Annotated in this window: 14 protein-coding genes; 2 read left to right on the forward strand and 12 right to left on the reverse strand. The window is 68.4% G+C overall.

What is annotated here, in order from left to right; genetic code table 11:
• Positions 1–5: 5 nt before the first annotated feature.
• The 3 genes from N416_RS0119790 to N416_RS0119800 form a co-directional block, all read right to left on the reverse strand.
• Entirely contained in the window at positions 6–500 is a 495-nt protein-coding gene (locus N416_RS0119790; RefSeq protein WP_024443830.1) for a peroxynitrite isomerase, read from the reverse strand.
• 35 nt (positions 501–535) lie between these two features.
• Positions 536–1000, reverse strand: coding sequence for a transcriptional regulator NrdR (gene nrdR, locus N416_RS0119795; RefSeq protein WP_024443831.1), 465 nt, complete (start codon positions 998–1000; stop codon positions 536–538).
• A 145-nt stretch (positions 1001–1145) separates the two neighbouring features.
• Positions 1146–1649, reverse strand: coding sequence for a LysM peptidoglycan-binding domain-containing protein (locus N416_RS0119800; RefSeq protein WP_024443832.1), 504 nt, complete (start codon positions 1647–1649; stop codon positions 1146–1148).
• 213 nt (positions 1650–1862) lie between these two features.
• Here N416_RS0119800 and lexA point away from each other — a divergent pair, with 213 nt between their 5' ends.
• Together lexA and N416_RS0119810 are read left to right on the forward strand one after the other, a co-directional pair.
• Complete coding sequence (gene lexA / locus N416_RS0119805) at positions 1863–2549, forward strand: transcriptional repressor LexA (RefSeq protein ID WP_024443833.1); 687 nt, start codon at positions 1863–1865, stop codon at positions 2547–2549.
• A gap of 2 nt (positions 2550–2551) precedes the next feature.
• A complete protein-coding gene (locus tag N416_RS0119810; RefSeq protein ID WP_024443834.1) occupies positions 2552–3001 on the forward strand; it encodes a nuclear transport factor 2 family protein in 450 nt (149 codons plus the stop codon).
• Here the strand turns inward: N416_RS0119810 and N416_RS0119815 are convergent, their stop codons facing one another.
• The 9 genes from N416_RS0119815 to N416_RS0119855 form a co-directional block, all read right to left on the reverse strand.
• Positions 3002–4981: an LGFP repeat-containing protein gene (locus tag N416_RS0119815; protein ID WP_036458707.1), complete on the reverse strand. Its 1980-nt coding sequence runs from the start codon at positions 4979–4981 to the stop codon at positions 3002–3004.
• Positions 4982–5261: 280 nt separating this feature from the next.
• A complete protein-coding gene (locus tag N416_RS0119820) occupies positions 5262–6422 on the reverse strand; it encodes an acyl-CoA dehydrogenase family protein (protein ID WP_024443836.1) in 1161 nt (386 codons plus the stop codon).
• A gap of 81 nt (positions 6423–6503) precedes the next feature.
• Complete coding sequence (locus tag N416_RS0119825; RefSeq protein WP_024443837.1) at positions 6504–7889, reverse strand: DEAD/DEAH box helicase; 1386 nt, start codon at positions 7887–7889, stop codon at positions 6504–6506.
• 213 nt (positions 7890–8102) lie between these two features.
• Positions 8103–9524: a GTPase HflX gene (gene hflX / locus N416_RS0119830; RefSeq protein ID WP_024443838.1), complete on the reverse strand. Its 1422-nt coding sequence runs from the start codon at positions 9522–9524 to the stop codon at positions 8103–8105.
• On the reverse strand, positions 9521–10399 hold the full coding sequence (gene dapF, locus N416_RS0119835) for a diaminopimelate epimerase (protein ID WP_024443839.1): 879 nt from the start codon (positions 10397–10399) through the stop codon (positions 9521–9523). The genes hflX and dapF overlap by 4 nt, the downstream gene beginning before the upstream one ends.
• 4 nt (positions 10400–10403) lie before the next feature.
• Positions 10404–11309 carry a tRNA (adenosine(37)-N6)-dimethylallyltransferase MiaA gene (gene miaA, locus N416_RS0119840; protein ID WP_024443840.1) on the reverse strand — a complete coding sequence of 302 codons (906 nt, stop codon included), beginning with the start codon at positions 11307–11309 and terminating at the stop codon, positions 10404–10406.
• Positions 11306–11974 (reverse strand): hypothetical protein, encoded by a 669-nt coding sequence (locus tag N416_RS0119845; protein WP_024443841.1) that lies wholly within the window; start codon positions 11972–11974, stop codon positions 11306–11308. Before N416_RS0119845 ends, miaA begins: the two co-directional genes overlap by 4 nt.
• Before the next feature lie 9 nt (positions 11975–11983).
• On the reverse strand, positions 11984–12901 hold the full coding sequence (locus N416_RS0119850; RefSeq protein ID WP_024443842.1) for a DMT family transporter: 918 nt from the start codon (positions 12899–12901) through the stop codon (positions 11984–11986).
• A gap of 100 nt (positions 12902–13001) precedes the next feature.
• Positions 13002–13990 (reverse strand): DMT family transporter (locus N416_RS0119855; protein ID WP_369797623.1); only part of this gene is annotated, 989 nt, incomplete at its 5' end.

A 13990-nucleotide genomic window follows, 5' to 3' on the forward strand; every position in this document is an offset into this window, starting at 1 on the left:
TGGAGCTATGTCGGGCCAGTGGTTCGACGAAGCGTGGCGGTGAGGTGGTTCTGGGCGGGCTGGCCGACTGCTCCCATATCCAGGGTGTAGGACAACTCATCGCCGTCGAGGCGATAGTGGCGGCTCAGGACGGTCACTTCTTTGGCCGTCGGCGCCAGCCCGATCGTCGGTGCGGACATCTGCAGGTCCACACCGTTGGGGGTGACCGTGTAGCTGCCAACCTCGATCTCGGTGATACCGCTGGGGTGCGCCAGCACCCACTCGATCTGACCGGGTTGCGGCACCCGCAGGTAGCCGGTCTCGGCATGCATAGGCAGGCCCTCGGCGGGCGACTTGGTCTTCTGGCCGTAAACCAGGAACGGCTTGCCGACGTGTGAGAACACCACCTCTTCGAGGTAGTCGAATGCCGCGATCGTGGGATACACCCCGGATCCCCGGCCTGACCAGGTGCCCAACAGCGGGGCGAGCTCCACAAGGTTTGGGTGCAACTCGGGTGCCATGTCGCCAGCGTAATGCGCTTGGTCGCCCGCGCGGCTCAACTGGTAGTGGGCATCTCGCGGTGTTCGCGCAGGGCCTCGATCTCTCGTTCGAAGTCAGCGGCCGAGGAGAAGGACCGGTAAACCGAGGCGAATCGCAGATAGGCCACTTCGTCGAGTTCGCGCAGCGGACCCAGAATCGCCAACCCCACCTCGTGACTGGGAATCTCCGGCGAACCGGCCGCTCGCACAGCATCTTCCACCTGCTGAGCCAGCAGGTTCAGCGCGTCGTCGTCAACCTGGCGGCCCTGGCAGGCCCGGCGCACCCCGCGCATGACCTTCTCCCGGCTGAAGGGCTCAGTGACGCCACTGCGTTTGACCACGGCCAGCACTGCGGTCTCCACCGTCGAGAAACGGCGGCCGCATTCTGGACAGGACCGACGACGCCGAATGGCCTGGCCTTCATCGGCTTCGCGGGAATCCACCACCCGGGAGTCCGGATGGCGACAAAACGGGCAGTGCATTGCCGCTCCTTCGCCGTGCCGGGAACCCGCGCCCTCAGAAAGCTGGGGCACCGTGGGCCATTGGGACAACTGCGAGCGTACCTGCGCGGGTTGCCGCCGGCGCTGCGCAGTGGCCGCAATCGGCGACCGAACCGACACGACCACCTCAGCCCAGTGGAGCGATCAGCGTCTGGCCGGCGTCCAGGGCCACCGACTCCAGGCTGTTGAGCTCGCGGATGCGCTCGATGACCTCTCCGGCCGGCGCGTCCGGCGCTACGCGGGCCGCCAGGTGCGCCAAGCTCTCCCCACTCTGGACGCGCACCACGCCGAGCTGGTCGGGCACCGCGGAGGTAGTGCCCGCCGCTGCCGCGCCGAACTGGGCGATCAGCCCGAGCCACACGGTGATCCCGGCGGCGATCAAAGCCAGCACAACGGTGGTCACCGGGGTGATGGCCTTGACGGGCTGCGGCCGGTGCGGGGCACGTGACATCAGCACCCCGGAACCGCGGTGGCGCAGCGGCGCACCGCCCGGCCGCTGCCGAACCAGCCGTGCCGGCTGGGTGCGGATCGGGTAGGCACGACCCGAGGTCCGGGGACCGCGCTGCACCTGGGGTCGCTCGGTGCTGCGGGTCGGCTCGAACGTCGGAGCGATCGTGTCGATGAGCATCATGTGCGGTTCTCCCTCACTCGGCGTCGGCGACCCTGTTCGCTCGACTGTTCGAATACTAATCGATCGTACGTTCGATGTCCGAACATGTGATCGATTCGTTGTCGAAAACATTAGCGAAAGGGTCCGACAAGTCCCCGGCAGTTTCGAACGTCCGCGCGACACACCTCGAACACATGTTTGATTTAACGCAGTTATGCGACTAGATTTGCGCCCATGAGTGACAGCAGCAGCAACCTGGCGGGCCCGGACTCAGCGCTGACCGCCCGGCAGCGAACGATCCTGAATGTCATCCGCGCCTCGGTGAACGAACGGGGTTACCCGCCGAGCATCCGCGAGATCGGCGACGCCGTCGGGCTGACCTCGACCTCTTCGGTTGCGCACCAGTTGCGCACGCTCGAGCGCAAGGGCTACCTGCGCCGGGACCCCAACCGTCCCCGCGCTGTCGACGTCCGTGGCCAGGACGACGTGGCCGGCGCCGCCGAGGCCGCCCAGCGCACCGAGTTCGCCGGTTCGGATGCGCTGCCCGAGCCCACCTTCGTCCCGGTTCTGGGCCGGATCGCGGCCGGCGGGCCGATCCTGGCCGAGGAGGCCGTCGAGGATGTCTTCCCGCTCCCCCGCGAGTTGGTCGGCGAAGGCGAACTGTTCTTGCTCAAGGTGGTCGGCGAATCGATGGTGGACGCCGCGATCTGCGACGGCGACTGGGTTGTGGTGCGCCAGCAGAATGTCGCTGACAACGGCGACATCGTGGCCGCCATGATCGATGGCGAGGCCACCGTCAAGACGTTCAAACGCACCGGCGGTCAGGTCTGGCTGATGCCGCACAACCCCATTTTCGATCCCATTCCCGGCAACGACGCGGTGGTGCTGGGCAAGGTCGTGACCGTCATCCGCAAGATCTGATCGTGTTCGCGCGCCCACCGTTCGATGAGGAGTCGGCACGCCTCAAGGTGCAGGCCGCCGAGGACTCCTGGAACACCCGGGATCCCGCACGTGTGGCGCTGGCCTACACCGAGGACTCGGTGTGGCGGAACCGCGACGAATTTCTCGCCGGGCGTGCGGAGATCGAGGCATTCCTGCGGCGCAAATGGGCCGCCGAACGCGACTACGCACTGCGCAAAGAGCTCTGGTGCTACCAGGGCAACCGAATCGCGGTGCGTTATCAGTACGAATGCTGCGACGCGGACGGCCAATGGTGGCGCAGCTACGGCAACGAGCTGTGGGAGTTCGCCGCCGACGGCCGCATGAGTCGCCGCGAGTCCAGCATCAACGACATCGCGATCACCGCGGCGCAGCGGCGCCTCTTCGGGCCTCGGCCGCAGCGCGAACGCGACCTACCGCTGCCGCTGCGATGATCAGCCGGCCCTGGTGAAGCCGTTAAGCCGGGCCGCATCCTCGGTGGCGAACCAGATCTCGGCCAGGGTGTCGTCATACAGCGCGTTCTGCGGGGTGTAGTAGAGCCCCGAGCCGATGTTCGCCTTGATCGGGTAGCCGTTCGGCTGCTGGTACGGGTCGTCCAGCGGAAGGTGCATCACCGGATGCACGGTTTCGTCGATACCGACCGTGCGCGCTTCGCCGCCACCGCCGAAGGTGCGGGTGTCCGCGCCGCCGCCGAACCTGCGGGGCTCTGGGACAGCGCCGAACCCGCGTGGGTCCGACCCGGCACCGCCGTGACCCACGGCGTGCCGACCGGTGCCGAAATCTTCTTCGGTCACCACCCGCGTGGGGGCGGTGTCGGTGTCGTCATCGTCGTCGACCTCCGCCTCGCTCTCGTGCTCGCCGTAGTGCAGCCACGGCGCATCCGGGATCGAGGAGACGGGCAGTTCAGGCTCGGAGGGATACGGCGATGCGGAGGCTCCGTAGCGACTCGGCAGCCGGACGGTGCCCTCGTGCTCGCGGTGGTCGTCGCGGTGCTCATCACGGTGGTCATCACGTCGGTCGTGGTGGGCCCACTGCTCGTCATCGTCGTCGTAGTCGTCGGCGACCGGGGCCGGCACTGCCACCGGCGAGCCCGGCAGTACAGCGGCCGGCCGACGCCGCTGCCACCACATCGCCACGCCGGCGAGCGCCCCCAGCACTGCCAGCACCACCACCGGGATCAGCACCCACATCCAGTTCCAGTGCGTCTCCTTGGCGGCGCCAGTCGATGTCGACTTGCTGCCGTCGGGCAGATTCGTACCGGGAATTTGCAAGCCCGACAACGATTGCGCGAGCTCGGCCGGTTCGGTGCTGTAGGTGTTGTTCGCCTGGTTCCACGCGATCGAGCCGCCGGTGAACTTCTGCGACACCACGTCACCTTCGACGCTCTGGTCGCCCACGGGGGCGCCCAGCTTTCCGGAAGCTCCGTCGAGCTTGTCCCACGCCGACTTGATCGCCCCGCGTACCACGAAGGCGCCGTTGTCGGGGCTGAAGAAGATCACCGGCTCGTCGTCGGCGGCAAAAGAATTGAACTTGCTGCCCGCCAGCGCTCCGTCAGCCGTGCCGGTGATCGGGAAGCCGAGATCGCTGCCGGCAGGACCGCCCAGCGACTCGTACTTGGCCAGCACGTCGCCTTCAACCGCATTGGCTCCGGTGAGCGGACTGAAATAGACCTTGCCGTGGGCAAAGTCCTGACCCACCCCGCCGTTCTCGCCTATCGCGTACTGATCGCCCTGCTTTGGCCCCAGTGCGCCGGCGGGTCCGCCGGCGCTGCGCCAGACCTGATCGATGGCCGCGGTCGCGTCGACCTGGGCCTGCACATCTGCCAGCTGCGCTGCCAGCTCCGGCGGCACCGTGGTAAACGTCCTGGTCGCGCTGTCGAAGGACAGCGTCCCGGCGCTGAACTTCTGGGTGACGACAGCTCCGTCGTAGCTCTCGTCCTCGACCGGGACGCCGAGCGCTCCGGTGGAGCTGCCCAGCTTGTCCCAGCCGGCATTGATGGGCCCGCGCACCACGTGGGCGCCATGTTCGGGTGTCCAAAAGATCACCGGGTTGTCGGCGCCGGAAAGGATGGCCACCCGGCTGTCGGGAACAAGCCCGGGCACCTCATCGCTGCTGGGGAAGCCGAGCCCATTGTCGGCCGCACCGCCCAGTGCCTCGTATTTGTCCAGGATCGCGCCGTAGAGCGCCTTGGCGCCGGTCTCCGGGGTGAAGAAGATGGTGCCCCCGGCAAAGTCCTGGGCGAATCCGACACCGGCCGGGTGTACGTCTCCGTTGGGGGCCCCCAGCGGGGAGCCGTCCCCACCGGCCGCCTGCCACGCCGCCGTGATGGCGTCGCGGGCATCGCTGTCGGGCGTCGCCGCAGCGGTTTGCACCGACAAGAGCACGGTGACCGTCGCCGCCAGGCCGAGCGCCATGCGCACCGCCGTCTTGCCGAACCGATCTTTCCGACTAGTCACCAGCCCTCCCAGGCATCATTATCGACATTATCGACGCAAATGTTTCCGGCATAGACTTTCCCGCAATCGGCCCGAGTTTCGAAGCCAAGTCATCGATATTGCGGAAACAGATACCCAGCCGATGCTGAAATGATGCAAAAGCCGCTGCCCCGAACGGAACGAGGGGCGCTACCAAACATGCAGGTAGCGCCCCTTGCAGCGCCCGGTTGGGGCGCCAAATCGTTCCCGATTGCCTCGGCTAGACGCCGAGGCTGCGGCCGATGATCTCTTTCATGATCTCGGTCGTGCCGCCGTAAATGGTCTGAACGCGGGCATCCAGATAGGCCCGCGCGACCGGGTATTCGCGCATGTAGCCGTATCCACCGTGCAGCTGCAGGCAGCGGTCGATCAGGTGCACCTGCTTCTCGGTGGAATACCACTTGGCCATCGCGGCCTGCTCGACGGTCAACTTCTTGTCCAGGTGGAGCCGCACGAACTCGTCGACCATCATCCGCACCACGGTGGCCTCGGTGGCCAGCTCGGCCAGCAGGAACCGGCTGTTCTGGAAACTGCCGATCGGCTTGCCGAAGGCCTTGCGCTCCTTGGTGTACTGGATGGTCTGCTCCAGCACCGCCTCCATCGCCCCGGCGGCCATGATCGCGATCGAAATGCGCTCCTGCGGCAGGTTCTGCATCAGGTAGATGAAGCCCTTGCCCTCCTCGCCGAGCAGGTTCTCCACCGGGACATGCACGTCGGTGAAGGACAGCTCCGCGGTGTCCTGGGCGTCCAGACCGATCTTGTCCAGGTGGCGGCCACGCTCGAAGCCCTCCATCCCCCGCTCCACGACCAGCAGGCTGAAGCCCTGCGCACCCTTGTCGGGGTCGGTCTGGGCGACGACGATCACCAGGTCGGAGTGAATGCCGTTGGTGATGAACGTCTTGGAGCCGTTGAGCACGTAGTGGTCACCCTGCTTGACCGCGCGGGTCTTGATGCCCTGCAGGTCACTACCGGTGCCCGGCTCGGTCATGGCGATCGCGGTGATCAGCTCACCGGTGCAGAACTTCGGCAGCCAGCGCTGCTTCTGCTCCTCGTTGCACAGTTCCAACAGGTACGGCGCGCAAACGTCGTTGTGCAGGCTAAAACCCAGCCCGCTGTAGCGGCCCGCGGTGACTTCCTCGGTGATGATCGTGTTGTAGCGGAAGTCCGGGTTGCCGCCGCCGCCGTACTCCTCGGGCACCGCCATGCCCAGGAAGCCCTGTTTGCCGGCCTCGAGCCACACGGAGCGGTCGACGATCTTGGCCTTCTCCCACTCCTCCTGGTTGGGCGCGGCGTGCCGATCCAGGAAGGCGCGGAACGACTCCCGGAACAGCTCGTGTTCGGGCTCGAACAGGGTTCGCTGGTACTTGACTGCGGCACTCATTGCCTGACCTCCGGTCGACTGATCTTTCCGACGAGAATAGACCAACCGGATGGTTGGGCGACGCAGTGGTGGGTGTCAGCGCTAGCGCGCCACCCCATCGTGCCGCCGCTGGCCGGCACCGCCCCGCGGCCGGCGCCGGCCACCGGCTTGAGATGCCGGCTGTGCAGCACCGCTGCCGCCACGACGGCGTCGCGGACGGCCGGACCCGCCCGGTGAGGTCTGGCCCGGCGAGGTCTGGCCCGGCGCACTCTTGGCGCGGCCCGGCGGAGCGGCCTTCGGGGCCACCGGGGCGGGCACCCGCAACGGCGCCACCTCCCCCACCAAGTCGCGCACCGAGGCGGAATCTGCTGCCACCTGTTGCGGGGCGACGCTGATGCCCGCGCGGCGCAACAGCACCTGAGTCTCGCGCCGCTGCTCGGGCAGGACGACGGTGACGACATCGCCGGCGCTGCCGGCGCGTGCCGTACGCCCGGAACGGTGCAGGTACGCCTTGTGCTCGGCGGGCGGGTCCACGTGAACCACCAATTCGACCTCATCGACGTGCACCCCGCGGGCGGCGATGTCGGTGGCCACCAGAACCCGCACGTCCCCCTCGGCGAACGCCGCAAGATTGCGCTCGCGGGCCGGTTGCGACAAGTTGCCGTGCAGGTCGACCGACGGCACACCGGACTCGGTGAGCTGGCGGGCCAGTTTCCGGGCCTGATGCTTGGTCCGCAAGAACAGGATTCGCCGCCCGGTGCCGGACGCCAACAGCTGCACCAGATCCTTCTTGTCCTGCAGCCCGGCCACGTGGAACACATGATGGGTCATCGCCGGAGGGGGCGCGTCGAGTTCATCGACGGAGTGCGACACCGGGTTCCGCAGAAAACGCCGAACCAGCTTGTCGACCCCGTTGTCCAGCGTGGCCGAGAACAGCAGTCGCTGACCGGTTTCGGAGGTCGCGGCCAGAATGCGGGTGACTCCGGGCAGGAAGCCGAGGTCGGCCATGTGGTCGGCTTCGTCCAGCACGCTGATGCGTACCGCGTCCAGCGTGATCAGCCGCTGCTTCATCAGGTCTTCGAGCCGGCCGGGGCAGGCCACCACGATGTCGGCGCCTGCGTTGAGCGCGGACACCTGGCGGTTCTGCGAGACGCCACCGAAAATGGTGGTCACCTTCAGCCCACTGGCGGCCGCCAACGGTTCCAGCGTCGCGGCGATCTGGGTGGCCAGCTCCCGCGTGGGTGCCAGCACCAGGCCGGTCGGCCGGGCGGGGCGACGCTTCTCGCCAACCAGCCGAGCTACCAGCGGCAGGGAGAAGGCCAGCGTCTTGCCGCTGCCGGTCTTGCCGCGACCCAGCACATCACGGCCGGCCAGACTGTCCGGCAGGGTCGCCACCTGAATCGGGAAGGGAGCAGCAATACCGCGATTGGCGAGCACACTGACAAGTTCAGCGGGCACGCCGAGTTCGGCGAATGAATTGGTGGTCATGACATGCCTTTCCGGCATCGGCTGTGCCACAGCGGCCGTCAAGGCGGACCGATCTGTCTGCAACACAGAGTTGGCGAGATTGCCTGTTGGCAATAGCGATCGCCGCGAGAAGAGCTTCACACGCCAGCTGAAATCGGCATCAGGGGCCGGACGGCGGTGAGTAAGCGTTCCACGACGCGTGAGCACCAGCCTATAGCACCGGTGCGGCAATACCTAAAAGGCGGCGAATTCCCGCAGACTCGCTGCCAGTGCCGCGGGAACCCGCGCACGGATTCGGGTACCGCCCTCGCCGTGCTCTGCCAGCTGCACCCGGCCTTGTTCATGCACCCTGGCCACCAAATCGCCACGACCGTAAGGGATGACGACATCCACTGCGGTGTCGACCGGGGCCACCAACTGCGCCATCCGTTGGCGCAGCGCGTCAATGCCGTCTCCGGTGTGCGCCGAGACGAACACCGCGTCGGGCAAGGCCCGTCGCAGCTGCGCCAACGCCAGATCTCCGGCGGCGTCAATCTTGTTGACCACCAACAGTTCCGGAGCACGCTGGCCAGTCGGTCCGGAATCGTGCTCGGCGATGACGTCGGAGATCACCTCACGGACCGCGGCGATCTGCGCCAGTGGCGCCGGATCAGAGCCGTCGACCACATGCACCAGCAAGTCGGCATCGGCGACTTCTTCCAGGGTGGAACGGAACGCCTCCACCAACTGCGTGGGCAGGTGCCGAACGAACCCGACTGTGTCGGTCAACACAAAAGGACGGTCATCGTCGAATTGCCCACGGCGCGTAGTCGGTTCCAGGGTGGCGAACAGCGCATCCTGAACGAGCACTCCGGCACCGGTCAGTGCGTTGAGCAGGCTGGATTTGCCGGCGTTGGTGTAGCCGACGATGGCCACCGAAGGGACGTCACTGTGCCGGCGGCGGCTGCGCTGGGTGTCGCGCACCTGCTTCATAGCCTTGATCTCGCGCCGCAGCTTGGACATCCGTTCCCGGATACGCCGCCGGTCGGTTTCAATCTTGGTCTCACCGGGACCGCGGGTGCCCACCCCACCGCCGGCGCCGCCGGCCCGCCCACCGGCCTGACGTGACATCGACTCACCCCAGCCGCGCAGGCGCGGCAGCATGTACTGCATCTGCGCGAGCGCCACCTGCGCCTTGCCTTCGGCGCTGGTGGCGTGCTGGGCGAAGATGTCGAGGATCAGCGCGGTGCGGTCGATCACCTTGACCTTGACCGCCTTTTCCAGCGCGTTCAACTGGGCCGGGGACAGCTCCCCATCGCAGATGACGGTGTCGGCGCCGGTGGCCAGCACCATCTCGCGCAACTCTTGCGCCTTGCCGGAACCGATATAGGTGGCCGGGTCGGGCCGTTCGCGACGCTGGATCAGGCCTTCGAGCACTTCCGAGCCGGCGGTTTCGGCCAGCGCGGCCAGCTCCACCATGCTGGCGTCGGCCTCGGCGGCGGTGCCTTCGGTCCACACACCGACCAACACCACCCGTTCCAGGCGCAGTTGCCGGTATTCGACCTCGGAGATGTCGGCGAGTTCGGTGGACAGCCCGGCGACACGGCGCAGTGCCGCGCGGTCGTCGAGGTTCAGCTCACCGGTGCTGGGCTGGGGCCTCGAGTCGGGATAGCTCACTGCGCCGCCCACCACCGCGGCGCGATGTCGCCCCGGGCCACCAGCTCCGACGGCCCGCGCAAGTAGCTGCCCGCCTCGGTGACGGTGACGCTGACTTGTCCGCCGGGGATGTCGACCCGCAGCGTGCCGGTCGAGGCTCCGCTGTACGCCAGGGCCGCCACCACGGCGGCCACCGTGCCGGTGCCGCACGAGCGGGTCTCGCCGACACCGCGCTCATGCACCCGCATCGCCACCGCACCCTGGCGCGGAGCGGTCAGGATCTCCACGTTCACCCCATTGGGGAACTGGGCAGTGTCGAACACCACCGGCGCACCGACATCAAGGGCGGCCAGATCGGCCACGGACAATCCCGGATCCACGCAGGCCAGGTGCGGGTTGCCGACGTCGACGCCCAGGCCCGCGAAGCGCTGCCCCCCGACCAGTGCCTCGAAGGCCGGTCCGGAGCTCCCGAGCAGGTTCGGCTTGCCCATGTCGACGGTCACCTCGGCGTGCACGTCGTCGGCGTGGTGCACGACCACCGGTCGCGGCCCGGCCAAGGAGCCGACGACGAACTCGTCGCGGGACTCCAGGCCGGCGGCGCGCAGATAGTGCGCGAACACCCGCACTCCGTTGCCGCACATCTCAGCCACCGAGCCATCGGCGTTGCGGTAGTCCATGAACCAGTCGCCGGGCGCGACTCCCTCGGGCAGCTGGTCGAGCACCCCGGCGTCCGCCGCCGCACCGGCGGTGGTCACCCGCAACAGACCGTCGGCGCCCAGGCCACGACGGCGGTCGCACAGCGCGGCCACCGCGGCCGGGGTCAAGTCCAGTGCCGCGTCCAGGTCCGGCAGCAACACGAAGTCGTTCTGGGTGCCGTGGCCCTTGGCGAAAAGCATGTGCTCAGGATACGTGCCGCACCGCGGCCAGCGCCGCGTCGAGCAGGCCACCGCCGGCGGCATCGAGCCAATGAGTGCGATGGTCGCGGCGGAACCAGGAACGCTGGCGGCGCACATACCGGCGGGTGCCGATGAAGGTCGGTTCCTGGGCGCCAGCACCGTCGCCTCCGGCATCGAGGTCGGCGATCACCTGGGCGTAGCCCAGCGCTCTGGCGGCGGTGACCCCGTCCCGCAACCCCGACTGCAGCAGTCGCTGAACTTCGGCGACCAGCCCCTGGGCAAACATGGTCTCGGTGCGAACAGCCAGTCGCTCGTCGAGAATTGCTGTGTCGCAGTCCAATCCGATGATCACGGTGTCCCAGCGCGGCGCTCCGATCGACGGTGCGGAGGCGGCGAACGGCGCTCCGGTCAGTTCCACCACTTCCAGTGCCCGCACGATCCGCCTGCCATCGGTGGGCAGGATCGCCGCGGCGGCGGCAGGGTCGGCGCCGGCCAGTTCGGCGTGCAGGGCGGCAACCCCGACCTCAGCCAGCCGCTGCTCGTAGCGGGCCCGCACCACCGGATCGGTGGCCGGGAACGACCAGTCGTCGAGCAGTGCCTGCAGATAGAGCATCGATCCACCCACGATGATCGGCACCGCGCCGCGATCCATGATCGCCTCGACGTCCGCCGCCGCGGCCTGCTGATAGCGCGCCACCGTCGCGGTCTGGACGACATCGAGCACGTCGAGTTGATGATGCGGAATGCCGGCACGCTCACCGGGTGGCAGTTTCGCGGTGCCGATGTCCATGCCACGGTAGAGCTGCATGGCATCGGCGTTCACGATCTCGCCGCCCAGCTGTGCGGCCAGGTCCAGTGCCAGTTGCGATTTGCCCGTCCCAGTCGGCCCGACGACCGCTATCGGCCTCACGGTCGCCAGACCCCCACGAAGTAGCCGACGCCATACGGGGCGTCACGGTAGAGCTGCGTGACAGCGCGCGGTGCCGTCCGGGCCAGCCCGGCCAGGGCCGCGAATCCTGCCCGGCCGACGACCTGCGGGGGCAAGCCGGTCAGTGCGGTGACGTCGCCGCCGGCCAGCGCATCGTCGAGGGCGCGCTGGCATTCGACGTCGGCCGGGTGGTGACCGCCCGGGGCTGTCGGGGTCAAGGTGTTGGCGCCGTCGGCAACCAGCAACACGCCGGTGAGCTCGCCGGCTTGGTCGATCTCGGTGCGCACCCTCCTGCCGGTGGCCAGCGCCGCGTCCGGGTCCGCGCAGCAGTGCACCCGCACCTCGGCATCGGGTGCGACCTGGCCGCGCACCCACCCGGCGACCAGGGCGGTCAGCGGCAGATCGGCAGGTTGCTGGGCGGTCGGTGACAGCCGCACCGCGACATCAACGCCGAATCCGGCGAATGTGCCGGCGCTCTCGGGCCCGTACACCGCGTCCGGTCCGGCCCCGAGGACGACCCAGCGCGCCGGTAGCGCTCGGGCAGTGGTCAGCGCAGCGGCCCGCAACTCGGCGGCTTCAGCGGCGGTGCCGGCCAGCTCGGGCACCAGCACCGGCGCCGACGGCATGATCGCTATCGGTCCCAGCACGGCACCAAGCTAGCTGGTCGTTGGCGCCGCCACCGGCTCGGCTAGGTCGGCGCCGGCATCGGCGACGATGGTGGCGGCCTCGCCGCGCGCCAGTGCCGCTGTGGCGATCACGATCAGCACCACCCCGATGATCACCGCGACGTCCTCGGTCCCGCCGGCCTGGATGGTCTCGTTGAGCAGCAGTACGCCCAGCGCGCTGGCCACCAGCGGTTTGGCCACGATCATCGTCGGCATGGAGGCGGTCAGCGCACCGGCGCGAAACGCCGACTGCTGGAAGATCATCCCGGCCAACGTCGCCACCAGCCAGGGCACCAGGGCGGGCGCCCGCAGCACTGCGTCGATGCCGTCGGCTTTGAGCACCTCGACCAGGACCTTCGTCAGCAAGGCGAATACCGCCAGCGAGGTACCGGCCACCACCGCCAGGAGCACCGCCGCCGCCGGCCGGTCCTTGTAGATCCGGGCGGCCAGCACGCAGCCCACCAGCACCGCGGACAGCACTATTGACACGATGATCCAGGTGGCCGCCGGCGCGTGTTGTTTGCCTTCGGTCGGATCCCCCACCACGACGACCACCGCCAGCGCCGCAGCCAGCAGGATGGCCCACATCCACTCCCAGTTGGTCACCCGGCGATGAGTCAGCCAGGCATACATCGGCAGCGCGAACAGCAGCGCGGTCACCTGCAAACCCGTCACCAGCATCACCGAGCCGACCGCCAGCGCCACCGCCTGCAGCGCGTAGTTCGCCACCGCCGCTGCACCGCCGCCCCACCAGCGTGGGTCGCGCAGCGACAACCAGAACAGCTCCAGGTGGCCAACCTGCTGGTCAGTGATCTCCTGGGCCGACCGCTGCCGGATCACGTCGCCGATCGCGGACGCCAGTGCGGCGCACAGCGCGAGCAGCGCCGCTAGGAAATTCCCTGTCGACATGGCCCCCTCCTCAATCGGGCAACGATACCCGCTGTTCACCTTCCGGATCGGGAGCGAGGGCACCGGCGGCCGCGTAACTGCACCTCCGAAGTCAGTACCGTCAGGCCACCACGACGGCCGGCTCGCCTGCGGTGACCGCCTGATCCCGCGACAGCGCTGCGACCGCGGCGACCAGCGTCGCCACCGCCAGCACCAGCGCGAACGCGGCATCGCGGCCAGGGTCGAGGACCTCGCCGAGCAGGACCACGCCCAGTGTCGCGGCCACTATGGGTTCCAGCACCGTGATCGTCGGCAACGAGGCTGTCAGGGCTCCGGCCCGAAACGACGACTGCTGATACACCGCGCCGGTCAGTGCGACCGCTCCCCATGCGTACAGCTCCGGTGCGGTGAACATTGCGCGCGGGCCGTGGCCGATCAAGTCGACCACTCCCTTGGTCAGCACCGCGAAGATGCCCCACGAGATGGCCGACACCGCTGCCAGCATCACGGCCGCCGCCGCCCGCCCCGCGTAGGCTCGCGCCCCGATCAGACACAGCAACACCGTCGGCGCCAGTACCGCGATCACCCCGACCCAGGCATCCAGGGAGGCTCGTTCCTGCCCGGCGGTCGGGTTACCGACGGCGATGATGACGAAGTCGGCGGCCACCAGCAGCGCCGACCACAGCCAGACCGATCGCCGCAGGCGATGACCGGATTGGCGGGCCCCCAGCGGCAACGCGAACAACAGTGAGGTGACCAGCAACGACTCCACCAGCAGCACCGACCCGAGGCCCAGCGCCACGGCCTGCAGGCTCACAGCCACCAGACCCGACACCGTGCCCACCCACCACTGCCGATCGGTCAGCAGCCGGGCGAACAGTGCGGCGGCCCCGATCCCCTGGTCACCGACCCGGTGGGCGCTGCGCTGCTGTATCACGTCGCTGATCGCGCCGAACAGCGCGGCGCCGAGCGCAAACAGCACGGCGATGGTCTCTTTCGCCAAGGCCTGCCTCCTACAGGTCTGCGGGTGCCGCGGGCAATACCAGCGGCGATCGGACAGGCTACCGCCCGGTTCACGCGGCGGTCCCAGCGTCGCCTCTCCTACGTCGA

Source organism: Mycobacterium sp. UM_WGJ (genome assembly GCF_000455125.1).
GTDB lineage: Bacteria > Actinomycetota > Actinomycetes > Mycobacteriales > Mycobacteriaceae > Mycobacterium.

Excerpts from the sequence above, each read along its gene's own strand:
- N416_RS0119825 (WP_024443837.1), bottom strand. The coding sequence starts at position 7,889 with ATGACCACCAATTCATTCGCCGAACTCGGCGTGCCCGCTGAACTTGTC.
- N416_RS0119790 (WP_024443830.1), bottom strand. The coding sequence starts at position 500 with ATGGCACCCGAGTTGCACCCAAACCTTGTGGAGCTCGCCCCGCTGTTG.
- dapF (WP_024443839.1), bottom strand. The coding sequence starts at position 10,399 with ATGCTTTTCGCCAAGGGCCACGGCACCCAGAACGACTTCGTGTTGCTG.
- N416_RS0119815 (WP_036458707.1), bottom strand. The coding sequence starts at position 4,981 with ATGGCGCTCGGCCTGGCGGCGACGGTCACCGTGCTCTTGTCGGTGCAA.
- nrdR (WP_024443831.1), bottom strand. The coding sequence starts at position 1,000 with ATGCACTGCCCGTTTTGTCGCCATCCGGACTCCCGGGTGGTGGATTCC.
- N416_RS0119850 (WP_024443842.1), bottom strand. The coding sequence starts at position 12,901 with ATGTCGACAGGGAATTTCCTAGCGGCGCTGCTCGCGCTGTGCGCCGCA.
- N416_RS0119820 (WP_024443836.1), bottom strand. The coding sequence starts at position 6,422 with ATGAGTGCCGCAGTCAAGTACCAGCGAACCCTGTTCGAGCCCGAACAC.
- lexA (WP_024443833.1), top strand. The coding sequence starts at position 1,863 with ATGAGTGACAGCAGCAGCAACCTGGCGGGCCCGGACTCAGCGCTGACC.
- N416_RS0119800 (WP_024443832.1), bottom strand. The coding sequence starts at position 1,649 with ATGATGCTCATCGACACGATCGCTCCGACGTTCGAGCCGACCCGCAGC.